We start from the raw sequence: 14,790 nt of genomic DNA, 5'->3' as shown, positions 1-14,790 counted from the left end.
GCGGGCAAACCCACAGAGAGGAACCAACCATGCGCATGCCTGACTTGACTGCTCTGCTGACGGCGACCGCCGTCTTTACCTCCGCACTCACGTTCGCCGCCAAGGCCGACGAAGTGCATGTGCTCAACTGGAAGGGCTACGGCGCCGACGAGCCGTGGGCCGTCGAGGCTTTCGAAAAGGCGACCGGCAACAAGGTCGTCAACGATTTCTTCAATTCCGAACAGGAAATGCTGACCAAGATCCGGACCAATCCCGGCCTCTACGACGTCGTCATGATCAACGCCGCCTTCAACGACCAGGCGATGGACGGCAAGCTGATCCAGCCGATCGACGTTTCCAAGCTGCCGAACTACGCCGACATCAGCAAGGACAAGGCGGGATCGCCGATGCTCGTCCACGACGGCAAGGTCTATGGCGTGCCGTGGGTATGGGGCCTGACGGCGCTCGCCATCAACGAAAAATCCTTCGACAAGCCGCCGACGAGCATCGCCGAGATGTGGGATGCCGCGCACAAGGGCCGTGTCGTCATTCGCGACGACGCCGTTGAAGCGGTGCAGTTCGGCGCCATCGCCACTGGCCAGAACATCAACGACATCAAGGATATGGATGCGGTCAAGACGAAGCTGACCTCGCTGATGCCGCAGATCAAGACCTTCTGGAGCTCGGAGAACGACTGGAACCAGATGGTCGCCTCCAACCAGATCGACATCGGCACCTACTGGAGCGGCTCGGCCGATCGCGCCAAGACGCATTTCAAGCTGCCGGTCTCGCTGGTCGTGCCGCAGGAAGGCGCCGTCGCCTGGCTCGACGCGTTTTCCATTCCGGTCGGCGCCAAGAACGTCGCCGGCGCCGAGGCCTTCATCAACTACATGATCGACCCGAAATTCTACGTCGAATGGGTCACCAAGGTCGGTGCTCCCGTCTCCGCCAACACCAAGGCGGTGGAAGCGCTGCCCGAGGATGCCTTCAACCGCAAGGTCATGGGTGATCCCGAAGTGGCCAAGCGCATCCAGTTCCAGGCGCCGATCACCGACGCCCAGCGCGAAGCCTATCTGGCGCTCTGGCAGCAGCTTAAGGTCGACGTGAAGTAAGATCACAGCCAGGCCAGCCGGCGGTTCGCGTCGGCTGGTTCTTCCAATACTGGGAGGAGGGTACCATGGCAGCTGCGACAGCGTCGCGAAGCGGGCTGAGATCGGCATTGCCGCTGCTGGCGCCAGCCTATCTCTGGCTGACGGTGGCGATCTTCCTGCCGCTATCCGCTATGGTCTTCTTCTCGTTCATGACCGAGCTGCCGCTGTCGGGAAAGCCGTGGGCGTTCACGCTTGGCAACTATGCCGCCTTCTTCTCGCAAAGCCTCTATCTGACGCTGCTGCTGGCCTCGCTGCGGCTTGGCCTCGAAGTGACGCTGTGGTGCGTCGTCATCGGCTATCCCGCGGCTTACGTGCTCGCCAAGGTGCTGAAGGGGCGCAGCCGCGAGGCGATCTTCCTGCTCGTCATCCTGCCGTTCTGGTCGAACGGGCTGGTGCGCATCTTTTCCTGGGCGATGGTTTTGCGCGAGGGCGGCATTCTCGACACCGCGCTCAACGCGGTGCTGCCGTTCAAGATCAACATCGACCTGATGTATTCCTATCCAGCCGTCATCATCGGGCTGGTGCACTCCTATGTGCCCTACATGGTGCTGACCTGTTATCTGACGCTGCAGGCGATCGACGACTCGCTGATCGAGGCCGGGCGCTCGCTTGGCGCATCGCGGTTGCAGGTGCTGAAGCGGGTGATCATCCCGCTGTCGATGCCCGGATTGGTCGCGGGTGCGGCGCTGATCTTCGTGCCGGTCGTCGGCTCGTTCATGGAACCGCGCATCCTCGGCGGCCGCACCGGCACCTTCTACGGCACGGTCATCGAGGACCAGTTCGTCGCCGTGTTCAACTGGCCGCTCGGTGCAGCGCTCTCCTTCATCCTGCTGGCGGTGGTGCTGGTCATCCTGGCGGTGGCGTCGCCGGTGCTGCGGAGGGCCGCGTGATGGTGACGACCCGCATCCTCGAATGGCTCGGCCGTCTCTACATCTTTATGCTGCTCGCCTTTCTTTATCTGCCGATCATCATCATGGCGCTGATGTCGTTCAATGTCTCGCCCTTCTACCAACTGCCGTTCGAATGGACGACCGAATGGTACGCCTCGCTGTGGCAGAACGACCAGCTGATCGCGGCCACCTGGAACAGCGTCGAGATCGCGGTCATCACCACGATCATCTGCGTGGTGCTCGGCTCGGCTGCATCATTGGCGCTCTATCGCTACGAATTTCGCGGCAAGAAGTTCCTGCAGGCGATGCTGTTTCCGCCGATCGCCATACCGTGGCTGATCACCGGCACGGCGATGCTGATTTTCTTCTTCGGTGTCGGCATCGGCCGCGGCCTGCATGCGATCCTGCTCGGCCATGTCGCGCTGGCGCTGCCCTATGTCATCGTCGTCGTCTCGGCCCGGCTGCAGACCTTCGCGCCGGAGCTGGAAGAGGCGGCGCGCTCGCTCGGCGCCAACCAGTGGCAGGTGACGAGGCGCGTTACGCTGCCCTGGATCATGCCCGGCGTCATCGCCGGCGGGCTGTTTGCGTTTGCCGTTTCGTTCGATCAGTTCGTCGTGTCCTATTTCCTGGCGACGCCGGGCCAGACGACGCTGCCGGTCGAAATCTACGCCGCGATCCGCAAGGGTTTTACGCCCGAGATCAACGCGGTCTCGACCATCATCATTGTCGTGTCGATGGCGCTGATGCTGCTGACAGCGCGGTTCTTCAAATTCGGCGGAGAGAAATAATGGCCGGCGTGCAGGTATCTGATGTCTCGCGCAGTTTCGGCGCGCACAAGGCACTGGACGATGTCTCTATCGATTTCGCCGATGGCGGCTTCTATGCGCTGCTCGGGCCATCGGGCAGCGGCAAGACCACGCTGCTCAGGCAGATCGCGGGGTTCGATTTTCCCGATTCCGGCCGCATCACCATCGGCGGCGAAAGCGTTGAGCGGGTGCCGGTCGAAAAGCGGCGCATCGGCATGGTGTTTCAGAACTATGCGCTGTTTCCCAATATGAGCGTCGCCGACAATGTCGCCTTCGGCCTGTCGGTGCGCGGCGAGGCCAGGGCGATCATCGCTACCGAGGTGCAGCGCGCGCTCGATCTGGTGCAACTCGGCAAGCTCGGTGGGCGGCGGCCGCATCAGCTGTCGGGCGGCCAGCGCCAGCGCGTGGCGCTCGCCCGCGCCATCGTCACCAAGCCGCGCGTGCTGCTGCTCGACGAGCCGCTCGGCGCGCTCGACAAGGCGCTGCGCGTCGATATGCAGATCGAGCTCAAGCGCATCCAGCGCGAGATCGGCATCACCACCATTTTCGTTACCCATGACCAGGAAGAAGCGCTGACGATGAGCGACCGCATCGGCATATTGCGCGACGGCAGGCTGGTGCAGGAAGGACCACCGGAGGAGATCTACGACCGGCCGAAGAGCGAATTCGCCGCCACCTTCCTCGGCGACGCCAACATTTTTCGCGGCGATACGACGGGCGATGGCATCCGGCTGCCGGACGGCACGGCGATTGCCGCCGGCGCGGGTGCTCGCCTTGCTGCTGGTGCCAAGGCGAGTTGTGCGGTGCGGCCCGAACGCATCCGTATTGCTATTGATGGCGGGGCTTCGGATGGCAACGCCAACATGCTCAAGGGGCAGGTCTCCAAGCGCATTTTCGCCGGCAACAACAGCACATACTTTGTCGAGCACGCTGGTCAGACGTTGAAGGTCATCGTGCAGAACACCGGTGCCGAAAGACTGGCCGAGGGTCAGGAGGTAATGCTCAGTTGGTCGCCGAAAAGCACCGTGCTGATTGCGGCAAACTAGTCGACGCGGTTCGATAGCAGGGACTGTTGGCGTTCCTTCGCACCCCCCTCTGTCCTGCCGGACATCTCCCCCGCAAGGGGGGAGATTGGCGGTTTGAGCGTCACTGCCCTTTTTGCAACGTCGAAAATTTGCGAAAGCAGGTATGACGGCTAATCTCCCCCCTTGCGGGGGAGATGCCCGGCAGGGCAGAGGGGGGTGCTGTCCCTCCATCGGGCTAGATAGGGCCGGGAGCACATCTATGACGCTGGAATTGACGGCTAAGGACCGATCCATGCTCGACGGCGAGCAGGGCCCGTCCGCCGCCGCTGCCATGAAAATCCTCGTCGCATTTTCCAATGCGGTTGGGGCGCGCGGTCTGCTCGACATCACTGGCGCCCATATCGATGGCTGTCTCTACCACGGCAAGGCAGGGCTCGATTTCGTCGAGCGGCTGGTCGAAGGCGGTGGCCGGGTCCAGGTGCCGACGACATTGAATGTCGGCTCATTCGACCTCATCCATCCCGGCATGGTGAAGATGCCGGCAGCGGAAGAGGTGCCGGCGCGGCGGCTGATGAAGGCGCATCTGGAGCTCGGCTGCCAGGCGACCTTCACTTGCGCACCTTACCAGACGCGGTTCAGGCCGGAGTTCGGCGAGCAGATCGCCTGGGGCGAATCCAACGCCATCGTCTTTGCCAATTCGGTGATCGGCGCGCGCACCAACCGCTATGGCGATTTCATCGATCTGTGCTGCGCCATGACCGGCCGCGCGCCGGCCTGGGGTCTGCATCTGAGCGAGAACCGGCGCGGCCGGATCCTATTTGAGCTGGATGTTCCGGACGGCGAGCCGAGCGACAGCCTTTTCGTCGGCGTCGGGCTATTCATCGGGCAAGCGAGCGGCGACCGCGTTCCGGTGATTGCCGGTCTGCCGCAGCCGCGCGATGAGGACCAGCTAAAGGCGCTGGGCGCGGCGGCTGCAACGACGGGTGCTGTGGCGCTGTTCCATGCGGTCGGCATCACGCCGGAAGCGATGACGCTCGATGAGGCGTTCCAGGGTCATGCGCCTGACGAAACGATCCGCATCACCCGCGCCGATATCGACCATGCGCTGGCCAGGCTATCGAGCGTACGGGATGGCGCGCCGGTGGCGGCCGTGTCGCTCGGCACGCCGCATTTTTCGTATGAGGAGTGGATGCGACTGTTGCCGTTGCTGCGCGAGGCAGCACCCGGAAGGCGCATCCCGATCTACGTCAACACGGGCCGTGCGACCTTGGCGCGACTGCAGGAGGAGGGCGCGCTGGCGGGGATGGAGGCGTTTGGTCTGGTCCCGGTCGCCGACACCTGCACCTATGTCACATCGATCCTGGAACGCCTCGACGGCGTCGTGATGACCAATTCCGGCAAATGGGCGCATTATGCACCGGGCAATATCGGCGTGTCCGTCGCCTTTGCCGAGATGGAGGATTGCATCCGCTCCGCTGCCGTCGGGCATGTCGTGCGGAGCGCCTCATGACGCGACCGGTGGCACGAACCGGCACCTTCCAGTTGGCCGGCGAAGCCAAGGGCCAGGCGCTGGTGTTCTCGCAACCCCTCAGCTTCTGGGGCGGTATCGATGCCGAGACCGGCGACATAACAGACCATTCGCATCCCGGCCTCGGCCAAAATGTCGCCGGCAGGATTTTGGTCATGCCGAGCGGGCGCGGCTCATCGTCTTCATCCTCGGTGCTGGCCGAGGCGATCCGCAGAGGCACGGCGCCGGCCGGTCTTCTTCTGGAGCGGCCGGACCCGATCCTGGCGGTGGGCGCCATCGTTGCCGAGTTTCTTTATGACATCCGCATGCCGCTGGTGGTGTGCGATATTTCGAACCTTGTCTCCGGTGATCAAATTGATATCGGCATCGGCAAAGACGGCGGGCCGATCATCAGAGTTCACCCCGCCATCAATCCGGCAGAGCCACGCCGCCAATAGGCAGCCGCCAGCGTCTGATCGCGACCAAGTCCCAGCGTGTCGCGCCAATATTCGCGCACGATCTTGGCGGCAGCGGCTTCCGCCGCGAACCAGCCGAAGGCCGAACCGTCCTGCGGCCACGCCACCGAGCGGACAGCCTCGGCCAGCCGTCTGTCCTCGCCCGCCGCCACGCCATCCCGTGTCAGCCAATGCACTTCGATGCGGGTGGGGTTGGCGATCTTCTGCCGTTCACCGTCATTGGCGATCTCGACGAAGGCAACGCCTTTTGTCTCGGCCGGCAGCGTCTCCAGCAGCCGCGCCAGCGCCGGCAGGCCGGTTTCATCGGCACCCAAGACATACCATTCTGCCTGCCGCACCGGACGGCCGACCGGTCCCATGATGCCGACCTTCATGCCGGGCGCTGCCTGCATGGCCCAGGTGGAGCCGACGCTCTCGCCGGTATGAATCAGGAAGTCGACATCGATGATGCCCTTTTCCACGTCGAGCGCGCGGATGGTGTAGACGCGCGCCACCGGGCGCCGGTCATCGGCGGGCCAGACCGGCAAGCCATTGCCGCCGAGCACCGGCCACAGCGGATCGGGCACCTCCCTGGTCGGAAACAGCATGCGGATATGCATGCCGCCGAATTTGGCGAAACGGCTGAGATCCTCGCCGGCCAGCCGGATGCGGCGCATATGCGGGGTGAGGTCGCGAATATCCGTCACCACCATCTCGCGGAACTGAGCGAGGCTGGTTTCGCCTGAGAGATCGCCGGTCCAGACGATCTCGGGATTTTCCTCCTTGGCGTAGACCTGTACGGCCGTGGCCAGCAGGTCCTTGATACGGGCCAGCCCGTCGCGGTCGGCGGCATTGGCCCGCATCACCAGCCGTTCCATGTCGAAAGAGGCGCCACCGAAGGCAAAGCGGAAATCGATGCGCTGTCCCTGATGCGAAGCATCGGCCTCGAAGCTCTGCAGTCTGTCGCTGATGCTGTCCATGTAATCGGGCAGATGTCGCAGGTTGAGCTGTGCCTCACAGGCCAGTTCACGCACCGATGCTTGGCTCATTGTCAGCCTCCGATCCTGCCGGTGAGCGCCACCTTGAAGGTGCGGCCCTTGCCCTGTTCGGTTGCCGCCGAGGTCGACCATGCGCTTTGCGGGTCGGTGTAGGCGGTGTTGAAGATGTTATCGACGCCGAAGCCGAGCTTGAGGTTGTCATTGACGCGCCAGTTGGCGAAGACGTTGACCAGATCGAAACCGTCATCGACGACCGGCACGGCGTTGGGATTGGTGCGGCTGGTGCGGGTGATCTTGCCGACGCTGAGATATTGCGCGCCGACGGTGAGCTGGTCCTCCAGCATGCGGAAGCCGATGGTGGCCGAGAAGCGGTCGAGCGGCGTGTTGTTCAGCGCCTGGCCGGAATAGACGCCGCTGACGACCTTGGCGTCGATCAACGCGCCGGCAAGGTTCACAAAACCCCAGTTGTAGTCATAAACCATCTCGGCCTCGATGCCCTTCAGCCGGGCGTCGCCGATGTTGATCGCGGTGCGCGGCAGGACGGTCAGGTCGACGTCGATGTAATCCTCGACGGCAGTGTGGAAGACGTTGAGCTTGGCGCGCAACCGGTCGCCCGCCGTCAGAACATCGTCATACTTGACGTTGATGCCGGCCTCCCAGTTCTTCGCCGTCTCGGGCTGCAGCAGAAGATTGGGCCGGTATGTATCGCCGCCGCCATGCGCGCCGCCGCCGCGGAAGACATCCTGCAGGCCCGGCGCCCGATAGCCTTCGGAATAGGTGCCATAGAGCTGGAAGCCATCGAATGGCGTGACGCCGACGGTGAGGCGCGGCGACCAACGATCGCCGGAGATCGAGGCTTCCTGCGGCGACGGGATGCGCGTTTCGCCATCGAGCTGGTAGCCGTCATACCGCATCGCAGTGATAACCTGCAGCCAGTCCTCGTAATCGCCCTGCCACTGCAGGAAGCCGCCATAGCCCTGCTGTTCGCCAGCGCCGAAATGCGCCGCTTCCGAGGAGGCCTCGAGATAGTAGTAATCGAGTCCGTAGGTCAGCGTATGTGCTAGTCCCCAGGCGTCGAAACGTGAGGAGTTCTTCACGTTGAAGCCGGATGTGGCGACATCGTAAAAACGGAAATTGCCGATCCCTGAGGCAGGCGCGACCTGCGTCTGCTCGGTGCGGGTGCGGTTGTGGTAGGCATTGGCGCTGAAGTCGATCAGCTCGTTGTCGTCTGGCTTCCAGGTGTAGGCGGCGGTGTAGGTCTGGTTGGTGGTGTTGGTGTCGTAGCGGCTCAGCGTCGGCGAGGTCGAGCCGCTGGATCCGGTGATCTGGTCGTTGTAGCGCTGCAGGATGGCGCCGAGCTTCAGCTCATGGTCATCGGCCGGCCGCAGCGTCGTCTTCAGATAGCCGCTGGTCACCCGCTCGCCGGTCCATGGCACGGTCTCGCCATTGCCGTCGGTGTAGCTGTCGCGGTCGCGGTAGATGAGGTTGCCGATGATGTCGGCATCGTCGCTGAAGCGGTAGGCACCGGTGGTGCTGGTGGTGAAGCCGTCGCCATTGTCCTCGTAGCCGAGCTTCTCGCTCAGCGCCCAGCGCTCGTCCTTCTTGAGGAAATCGCCGGCGTCCTTGGTCTCGAAGGAGACGACGCCGCCGATGCCGCCTGACCCATAGGCATTCGACACCGGGCCACGAATGACGGTGGCTTCCTTGATCAGGTCCGGTTCGACATAGAACGAGCCAGAGCCATGACCGACGCGCCAATAGTCCTGACGGGCGCCGTCGAGCGTCACGACGACGCGGCCATATTGCTCCAGGCCGCGAATGTTGATGGCGGTTGCGGGATCGTCGCCATTCATCGAGGCAGCGACGCCGGGCGTGGTGCGGAAGATGTCGGCCGCTGTGTCGGGCTGAATGCGGTCGAGTTCGTCCTGATCGACGGCGCTGATGGCGGCCATCGATTCGATCACCGCCGTTTTGATCATCGTCGCCGAGATGGTGATCACGTCGAGCATCGTCGCCGGCTGATTCTGCGCGGCACTGGCCGGCGCCAGGCGGCCGGCCTTGGCGGCGGCCTTTTTCTCCTGGTCCTGTTCCTGCGCGCTGGCAAGAGGCACGGCGCAGAGGCCGAGCACGAAGGCGAGCGCGGTGCTCGCCATCAAGGTCGTGTTTGTTGTCGTTGTCATCGTCATGCAGCCCCCAAGCAAAAGCAAAACTGCTGGCGGTGGCTGAAGGGCCTTGGCTGGCATGATCGAGAATCCCTCGACCAGGCGGGCCGGGGCAGGGGTCACATATTAAAACATGATGACACAAGTCAACTTTAAATTTATAGCCGACCATCATCGAGAAGCATCTGGCACGGGAACAGCGGCATGGTCGGCAGTTTAGGCGAAGGCAAGACGACCCACTGGTCGCAACCTGGCAGGATCGCGGCGGTGCTGCTTCTGGCGCTGTCGGTGCTGGCGCCTTCCTGTGGTTTCCAGGCGCTGGCCGCCGAGGGCGTTGTCGACGCGCTGGGGCGAACCGTCGTGCCGGGCGCGGCGACCCGAATCGTGACGCTCGGCTCCGACGTCACCGAGATCGTCCACGCGCTGGGCGCCGGCGAGCGGATCATCTCCGTCGATCGCGGCAGCAAATATCCGCCTGAAGTCGCGCAAAAACCCAATGTCGGCTACCGCCGCCAGCTTTCGGTCGAGGGGCTGGCCAGCCTGCGTCCCGACCTGATCCTGGCGGCCGAGGACAGCGGACCGCCGGAGGCGGTCGAGGTGCTAAAATCACTGGCGATCCCGATCGTCTTCGTCCCGCAGGACAACAGCCCGCAAGGCATCGAGCGGAAGATCACCCTGATCGCCGCCAGCCTTAGGCTCGAGGACAAGGGCAAGGTGGTTTCCGCCGAGGTGCTCACCGCCTTTCAGACGGCAGCCGATCTGGCAGCAAAAATCCCGCCGGAGCGGCGCAAGAAGGTGGTGTTCTTCCATGGCCTCGTGAAGCTGAGCGCTGCCGGCGCCGGCACCTCTGCCGACGCCATCATTCGCTATGCCGGCGGCCTCAACCCGATGGATGTCGTGCATGGCTACAGGGCGGCATCGGAGGAAAAGCTGATCGAGATGGCGCCTGACGTCATCCTGATGATGAGCGACGGCAAGAGCGGGCCGACGCCCGAGCAGGTGTTCGGCAACCGCGCGCTGGCGGCAACGCCGGCGGCGGCCAACAAGGCGCTGGTCGTGCTTGACGGCGCCTACATGATCGGCTTCGGGCCGCGCACATCAGATGCGATCCGCGATCTGGCGAAGGCGCTTTATCCGGAAGGGGAATGACGCCGTAAAATCGCAAGGCGGTTCGGCTGGGCAGTACCAATTCGTCGGCGAACCAGTTGAGCTTGATAAATCCTGTCCGTCCGGATTTCTCCGGATCGGCTTCCGCCCGAACAAACTTGGCGGCTCGGCCTGAAACATTGGCACGATATTCTAAGCCGCGCGGTTGACCGCGAATGCGCTATCCAGCCTATAATTATACTAAATTCATAGACTAACTGCGGACGTTCAGGGCGCTCGCACCTTGGCCTGTGAAAATAGTTGCACAAGGGAGCGCATCGATGCCGAAGACAGAGTCCAATCCGATCGACCTCGGCACCAGGGCGGCCGATTTCCTGTTGCCCGACGCGCAAGGCGTGCTGCACCGCCTCGCCGATTTCGACGCCAAGCCGGCCCTGCTCGTCGCCTTCATTTCCAACCGTTGCCCGTTCGTCGTGCTGATCCGCGAGCAGCTTGCCGCTTTCGCCAGGGATTATGCGGGCAAGGGGCTGCAAGTGGTGGCGATCAACGCCAACGACCACGAAGCGCATCCGGAAGAAACGCTTGCCCGTATCGGCGAAGAGGCCGAAAAATTTGGCTATTCCTTCCCCTATCTCAAGGATGCGTCGCAGCAGACGGCGAAAGCCTATGGCGCGGCCTGCACGCCCGACTTCTTCCTGTTTGATACCGACCGGCGGCTCGCCTATCACGGCCAGTTCGACGAGGCGCGGCCGGGCAACGGCAAGCCGGTGACGGGTGCCGATCTGCGAGCGGCGGTCGACACGGTGTTGGAGGGCGGCAGGCCCATTGCCAGCCAAGTGCCGTCGATCGGCTGCAACATCAAATGGAGTGCCGGCAACGAGCCGGTCTGGTCTTCCAGCGCGGCGCGCGCGGCCTAGCGCCGGCCTCGACGCATTCGCCAGGTGTCCATGCACAAGCCGCAAAAATCCGCTTCCGACAGCTTGCTGCTCCAGGCAGACGTGCTGGTGCTGGGCGGCGGCCCGTCGGCCGCCTGGGCGGCAGTCGCGGCGGCCGAGGGCGGCGCCAAGGTGGTGCTGGCCGACAAGGGCTATCTCGGCACCAGCGGCGCCACCGCGCCGTCCAACACCGGCACCTGGTGCGTGCCGCCGGGTGACAACAGGCACGCCGTGGTCGAACGACGCTGGCAGCGCACCGGCGAACTCGCCGACCCGCGCTGGATGCTGCGCTGCGTCGACACCGCCTACCGCAACCTGCTCAGGCTGTCCGAATGGGGCTATCCCTTTCCGAGCGAGGATGACGGACGGCTCTACATCGCCAATCTGCGCGGCCCGGACTACATGCGCTTCATGCGCCGCCGGGTGCTTTTGGCCGGCGTCACCGTGCTCGACCATCATCCGGCGCTCGAACTTCTGTCCGACGGCGATGCCATTGTCGGCGCCGCCGGTGTTGCGAGACAGATCGGCCAGGACTGGCGCGTCGACGCCAACGCCGTGGTGCTGGCGACCGGCGGCTGCGCCTTTCGCGAACGCATCCTCGGCGCCACCGGGCTGACTGGCGACGGCTATCTGATGGCGGCCGAAGCCGGCGCCAGCCTGTCGGGCATGGAGTTCACCGGCAAATACACGCTGGCGCCCTATGGCTCATCGCTGAACAAGGGCCTGCCGTTCCGCTGGGCCTCGTTCCATCGCGAAGATGGCTCGCCGATCGTCGGACCGACCGGCGAGCCGTTGCGTAACGGCATCGGCGACCGCGAGGAGGAAGTGGCGCGCGCGCTGATCGACGGCCCGGTCTATGCGCGGCTCGATCAGGCCGAACCGGCGCTGCAAGGCTGGCTGCGCCAGGGCCAGCCGAATTGCTTCGTGCCCTATGACCGCGTCGGCATCGACCCGTTCAGCGAGTTGTTCCGCATCACCTTGCGCGCCGAAGGCACGGTGCGCGGCACCGGCGGCATCGACATCGTCTCCGACGATTGCGCCACCGGCGTGCCCGGCCTCTACGTCGCCGGTGATGCCGCCAGCCGCGAGATGATGACCGGGGCCGTGTCGGGCGGCGGCGCCGTCAATTCATCCTGGGCGCTGGCCAGCGGCTGGTGGGCCGGCAAGGGCGCCTCGACCCATGCCAAGCGCCGCACCGGCAAGGCGTTCCGCAGTGCGGTGCAGTCGCTCGGCCAAGCCGGGTTGCGTCCGGCATCGTCGGCGAGTGCCGACATCTCGGCGAGCGAAGTTATCGAGGCGGTGCGTAGCGAAGTGACGCCGCTCGGCAAGAATTTCTTCCGCACTGGCGAGGGCCTGGAGAAAAGCGGCGAGCGGCTGGAGAGTGTCTGGCGCGACGTGCGCGACCATCTGCAAGGCGAGGGGCTGGATCGGGTCCGCACGCGCGAGGCGGCATCGATCGCCGCTGCCGGGCGCTGGTCCGTGGCCGCAGCGCTGCACCGCACCGAGAGCCGCGGCATGCATCGCCGCACCGACCTACCGGGCAAGAGCCCGGCCTTCGCGCACCGGCTGGTCATCACCGGTGTGGATGAGTTCCGCATCGCAGGTGCGCCTGAGCGGCTGGCGGAGCTGGCGTCATGATCGAGATCGTCTCGGCCACGCGCTGCGTCGAATGCGACATCTGCGTCAAGGTGTGCCCGGCCAACGTCTTCGACGCGACCGACAATGGCGTGCCGGTGATCGCTCGCCAGGAGGACTGCCAGACCTGCTTTCTCTGCGAGATCTACTGCCCGACCGACGCGCTTTATGTGGCCGAGTTCGCCGAAGGGCCGACCGGCATCACGGAAGCTCAGGCCGACGCCCGACGGCTGTTCGGCTCCTATGCCCGCGCGCTTGGCTGGAAGCGCGGCAAGGCGGGCGGCTCGGAATTCGACCCGACGCACCGCATCCGCGTGGCGCAGTGAACCGATCGGAGACAGATATGGATCGCCCGAACATGGACCGGATCGTCGTCAGCGACATCAGCAAGACGTTCCAGCTCAAGCCGGGGCAGTTCGTCACCGTCGATGGCGAGGCGACCGACCGCGTCACCGTGCTCGACGGCGTTGATCTCTCGATCCGCAAAGGCGAGTTCATCACGCTGGTCGGCCCGAGCGGCTCGGGCAAGTCGGTGCTGCTCGATATCATTGGCGGGCTGACGCAGGCGACCGGCGGCAATGTCCAGCTCGACGGCAGGCGCATCACCAGGCCCGATCCAAAGACCGGCTATGTCTTCCAGCAATATGCGTTGTTTCCCTGGCGCACGGCGCTCGCCAACATCGAATATGCGCTGGAAGTGCGCGGCGTGGCCAAGGCCGAGCGTACCGCCACAGCCCGCCATCTGTTGGCGCTGTTCGGCCTTGCTGGTTTCGAGGACCGTTTTCCCAACCAGCTGTCCGGCGGCATGCAGCAGCGTGTGGCAATCGCGCGTGCGCTGGCCAGCAACCCGGAAGTGCTGCTGATGGATGAGCCGTTCGCGGCGCTCGACCAGCAGACGCGTGAACTGCTGCAAGGCGAGCTGCTGCGGATCTGGGGCAAGATCAACACGACTGTCATTTTCGTCACCCACTCGATCGACGAGGCGATCTTCCTCGCCGATCGCGTGGTGGTGATGACGGCGCGGCCGGGCGCGGTGAAGGAGATCATCGATATCGACCTGCCACGGCCGCGCGACGGCGACATCCGCGCCAGCGCCGAATTCAACGCCTATCGCGCCCGCGTCTGGGACGTGCTGCGCGACGAGGTCAACAAGGCGCAGAAGGACTGGACCCTGTCGCCAGCCTTCAGTCACTGAGGAGCTGGACCAATGGCCTATCTGACCGAGAAGTTTGGCTCCGCTGGAGCGCTCCACCTGTTTGCCGGCGCTGGCGAAACGGTCGCCGTCGCTAGGGTCCCGGCCATCAAGGCCAGCGCCAAGAACCGGAGCAAGAAAGCGAGCCACGGCACGTTCCTCTATGGCTTGCCGCTGCTCGGCCTGTTCTTCCTGCTGTGGGAGATCGCGCCCCGGCTCGGCTGGCTGAACCGGATCTTCTTTCCGCCGCTGAGCGAGGTGCTGGTCGCCTGGTGGGCGCTGCTCGCCTCGGGCGTGCTGATCGAGCATATCGGCATAAGCCTGCAGCGCGCTGCGATCGGCTTCGCACTCGGCGTGGTGGTGGCCATCCCGCTCGGTCTGTTGATGGGGCGCTATTGGCTGTTCGAGAAGGTTTCCGACCTTCTGGTGCAGACGCTGCGCAACACATCGCAATTCGCACTGCTGCCGGTGTTCATCCTTTTGCTCGGCATTGGTGAGGAATCGAAGGTGGCGATCACCTTCTACTCCTCGGTTTTCTTTCTCCTCGTCAACACGATCAGCGGCGTCAAGTCGGTGGATCCGCTGCTGATCAAGGCGGCGCGCTCGATGGGCACGTCCGACTTCGATCTGTTCCGGAAAGTCATCCTGCCGGCCAGCATTCCCTCGATCGTCGCCGGCGCGCGGCTGGCGGTGAAATCCTCGCTGTTCGCGGTCATTGGCGCCGAGATGCTGGCGGCCAAATCCGGCCTCGGTTTCCTCATCCAGAACTCGCAGCTGATGATGGAAACGGCCGACATGTATGCCGGCATCCTGACGCTGACCGTCATCGGCCTGACCGTCAACTACCTGCTTGTCTGGTTCGAGCGCTGGGCGACAGCCTGGAAAGGCCAGTCCGAGACCTCGCTCATCTGAGCCGTCCATTCATTCCAATCAGGAAGGATTTTTCCC

At 64.3% G+C, this 14,790-nt stretch carries 14 protein-coding genes; 12 read left to right on the top strand and 2 right to left on the bottom strand.

Annotated elements, in window-relative coordinates:
• Positions 1-29 precede the first annotated feature (29 nt).
• From NKJ11_RS10100 to NKJ11_RS10075, 6 genes are all read left to right on the top strand, one after another.
• The gene (locus tag NKJ11_RS10100; RefSeq protein WP_128304631.1) at positions 30-1,091 is read left to right on the top strand and encodes an ABC transporter substrate-binding protein; all 1,062 of its coding nucleotides are present in this window, start codon (positions 30-32) and stop codon (positions 1,089-1,091) included.
• Between the two features lie 65 nt (positions 1,092-1,156).
• Positions 1,157-2,020 (top strand): ABC transporter permease, encoded by an 864-nt coding sequence (locus NKJ11_RS10095; RefSeq protein WP_127317861.1) that lies wholly within the window; start codon positions 1,157-1,159, stop codon positions 2,018-2,020.
• Complete coding sequence (locus NKJ11_RS10090; RefSeq protein WP_352630498.1) at positions 2,020-2,808, top strand: ABC transporter permease; 789 nt, start codon at positions 2,020-2,022, stop codon at positions 2,806-2,808. Before NKJ11_RS10095 ends, NKJ11_RS10090 begins: the two co-directional genes overlap by 1 nt.
• Positions 2,808-3,872, top strand: coding sequence for an ABC transporter ATP-binding protein (locus tag NKJ11_RS10085; RefSeq protein WP_352630452.1), 1,065 nt, complete (start codon positions 2,808-2,810; stop codon positions 3,870-3,872). Before NKJ11_RS10090 ends, NKJ11_RS10085 begins: the two co-directional genes overlap by 1 nt.
• A 238-nt stretch (positions 3,873-4,110) precedes the next feature.
• Positions 4,111-5,361 carry an aconitase X gene (locus tag NKJ11_RS10080; protein WP_352630454.1) on the top strand — a complete coding sequence of 417 codons (1,251 nt, stop codon included), beginning with the start codon at positions 4,111-4,113 and terminating at the stop codon, positions 5,359-5,361.
• Positions 5,358-5,816 (top strand): aconitase X swivel domain-containing protein, encoded by a 459-nt coding sequence (locus NKJ11_RS10075; RefSeq protein WP_352441197.1) that lies wholly within the window; start codon positions 5,358-5,360, stop codon positions 5,814-5,816. The genes NKJ11_RS10080 and NKJ11_RS10075 overlap by 4 nt, the downstream gene beginning before the upstream one ends.
• Here the strand turns inward: NKJ11_RS10075 and NKJ11_RS10070 are convergent.
• The gene (locus NKJ11_RS10070) at positions 5,777-6,862 is read right to left on the bottom strand and encodes a siderophore-interacting protein (RefSeq protein ID WP_128303399.1); all 1,086 of its coding nucleotides are present in this window, start codon (positions 6,860-6,862) and stop codon (positions 5,777-5,779) included. The two genes, NKJ11_RS10075 and NKJ11_RS10070, sit on opposite strands and share 40 nt — an antisense overlap.
• A gap of 2 nt (positions 6,863-6,864) precedes the next feature.
• Positions 6,865-8,991, bottom strand: a complete 2,127-nt coding sequence (locus tag NKJ11_RS10065; protein ID WP_352612621.1) for a TonB-dependent hemoglobin/transferrin/lactoferrin family receptor — start codon at positions 8,989-8,991, stop codon at positions 6,865-6,867.
• Positions 8,992-9,177: 186 nt separating this feature from the next.
• On the opposite strand from NKJ11_RS10065, the gene NKJ11_RS10060 reads away from it, so the two are divergent.
• The 6 genes from NKJ11_RS10060 (at position 9,178) to NKJ11_RS10035 (ending at position 14,754) form a co-directional block, all read left to right on the top strand.
• Complete coding sequence (locus tag NKJ11_RS10060) at positions 9,178-10,122, top strand: heme/hemin ABC transporter substrate-binding protein (protein ID WP_352554747.1); 945 nt, start codon at positions 9,178-9,180, stop codon at positions 10,120-10,122.
• A 278-nt stretch (positions 10,123-10,400) separates the two neighbouring features.
• The gene (locus NKJ11_RS10055) at positions 10,401-10,997 is read left to right on the top strand and encodes a thioredoxin family protein (protein ID WP_023814046.1); all 597 of its coding nucleotides are present in this window, start codon (positions 10,401-10,403) and stop codon (positions 10,995-10,997) included.
• A 30-nt stretch (positions 10,998-11,027) separates the two neighbouring features.
• Entirely contained in the window at positions 11,028-12,653 is a 1,626-nt protein-coding gene (locus NKJ11_RS10050; protein WP_352612619.1) for an FAD-binding protein, read from the top strand.
• On the top strand, positions 12,650-12,976 hold the full coding sequence (locus NKJ11_RS10045) for a 4Fe-4S dicluster domain-containing protein (protein WP_023814043.1): 327 nt from the start codon (positions 12,650-12,652) through the stop codon (positions 12,974-12,976). The genes NKJ11_RS10050 and NKJ11_RS10045 overlap by 4 nt, the downstream gene beginning before the upstream one ends.
• Before the next feature lie 32 nt (positions 12,977-13,008).
• Entirely contained in the window at positions 13,009-13,845 is an 837-nt protein-coding gene (locus NKJ11_RS10040) for an ABC transporter ATP-binding protein (RefSeq protein ID WP_031213850.1), read from the top strand.
• A gap of 12 nt (positions 13,846-13,857) precedes the next feature.
• Positions 13,858-14,754, top strand: coding sequence for an ABC transporter permease (locus NKJ11_RS10035; RefSeq protein WP_352554749.1), 897 nt, complete (start codon positions 13,858-13,860; stop codon positions 14,752-14,754).
• Positions 14,755-14,790: the final 36 nt, after the last annotated feature.

This window comes from Mesorhizobium sp. M0243 (assembly GCF_040321775.1).
Classification (GTDB): domain Bacteria; phylum Pseudomonadota; class Alphaproteobacteria; order Rhizobiales; family Rhizobiaceae; genus Mesorhizobium.
This window is presented reverse-complemented; position numbering and strand designations above follow the sequence as displayed.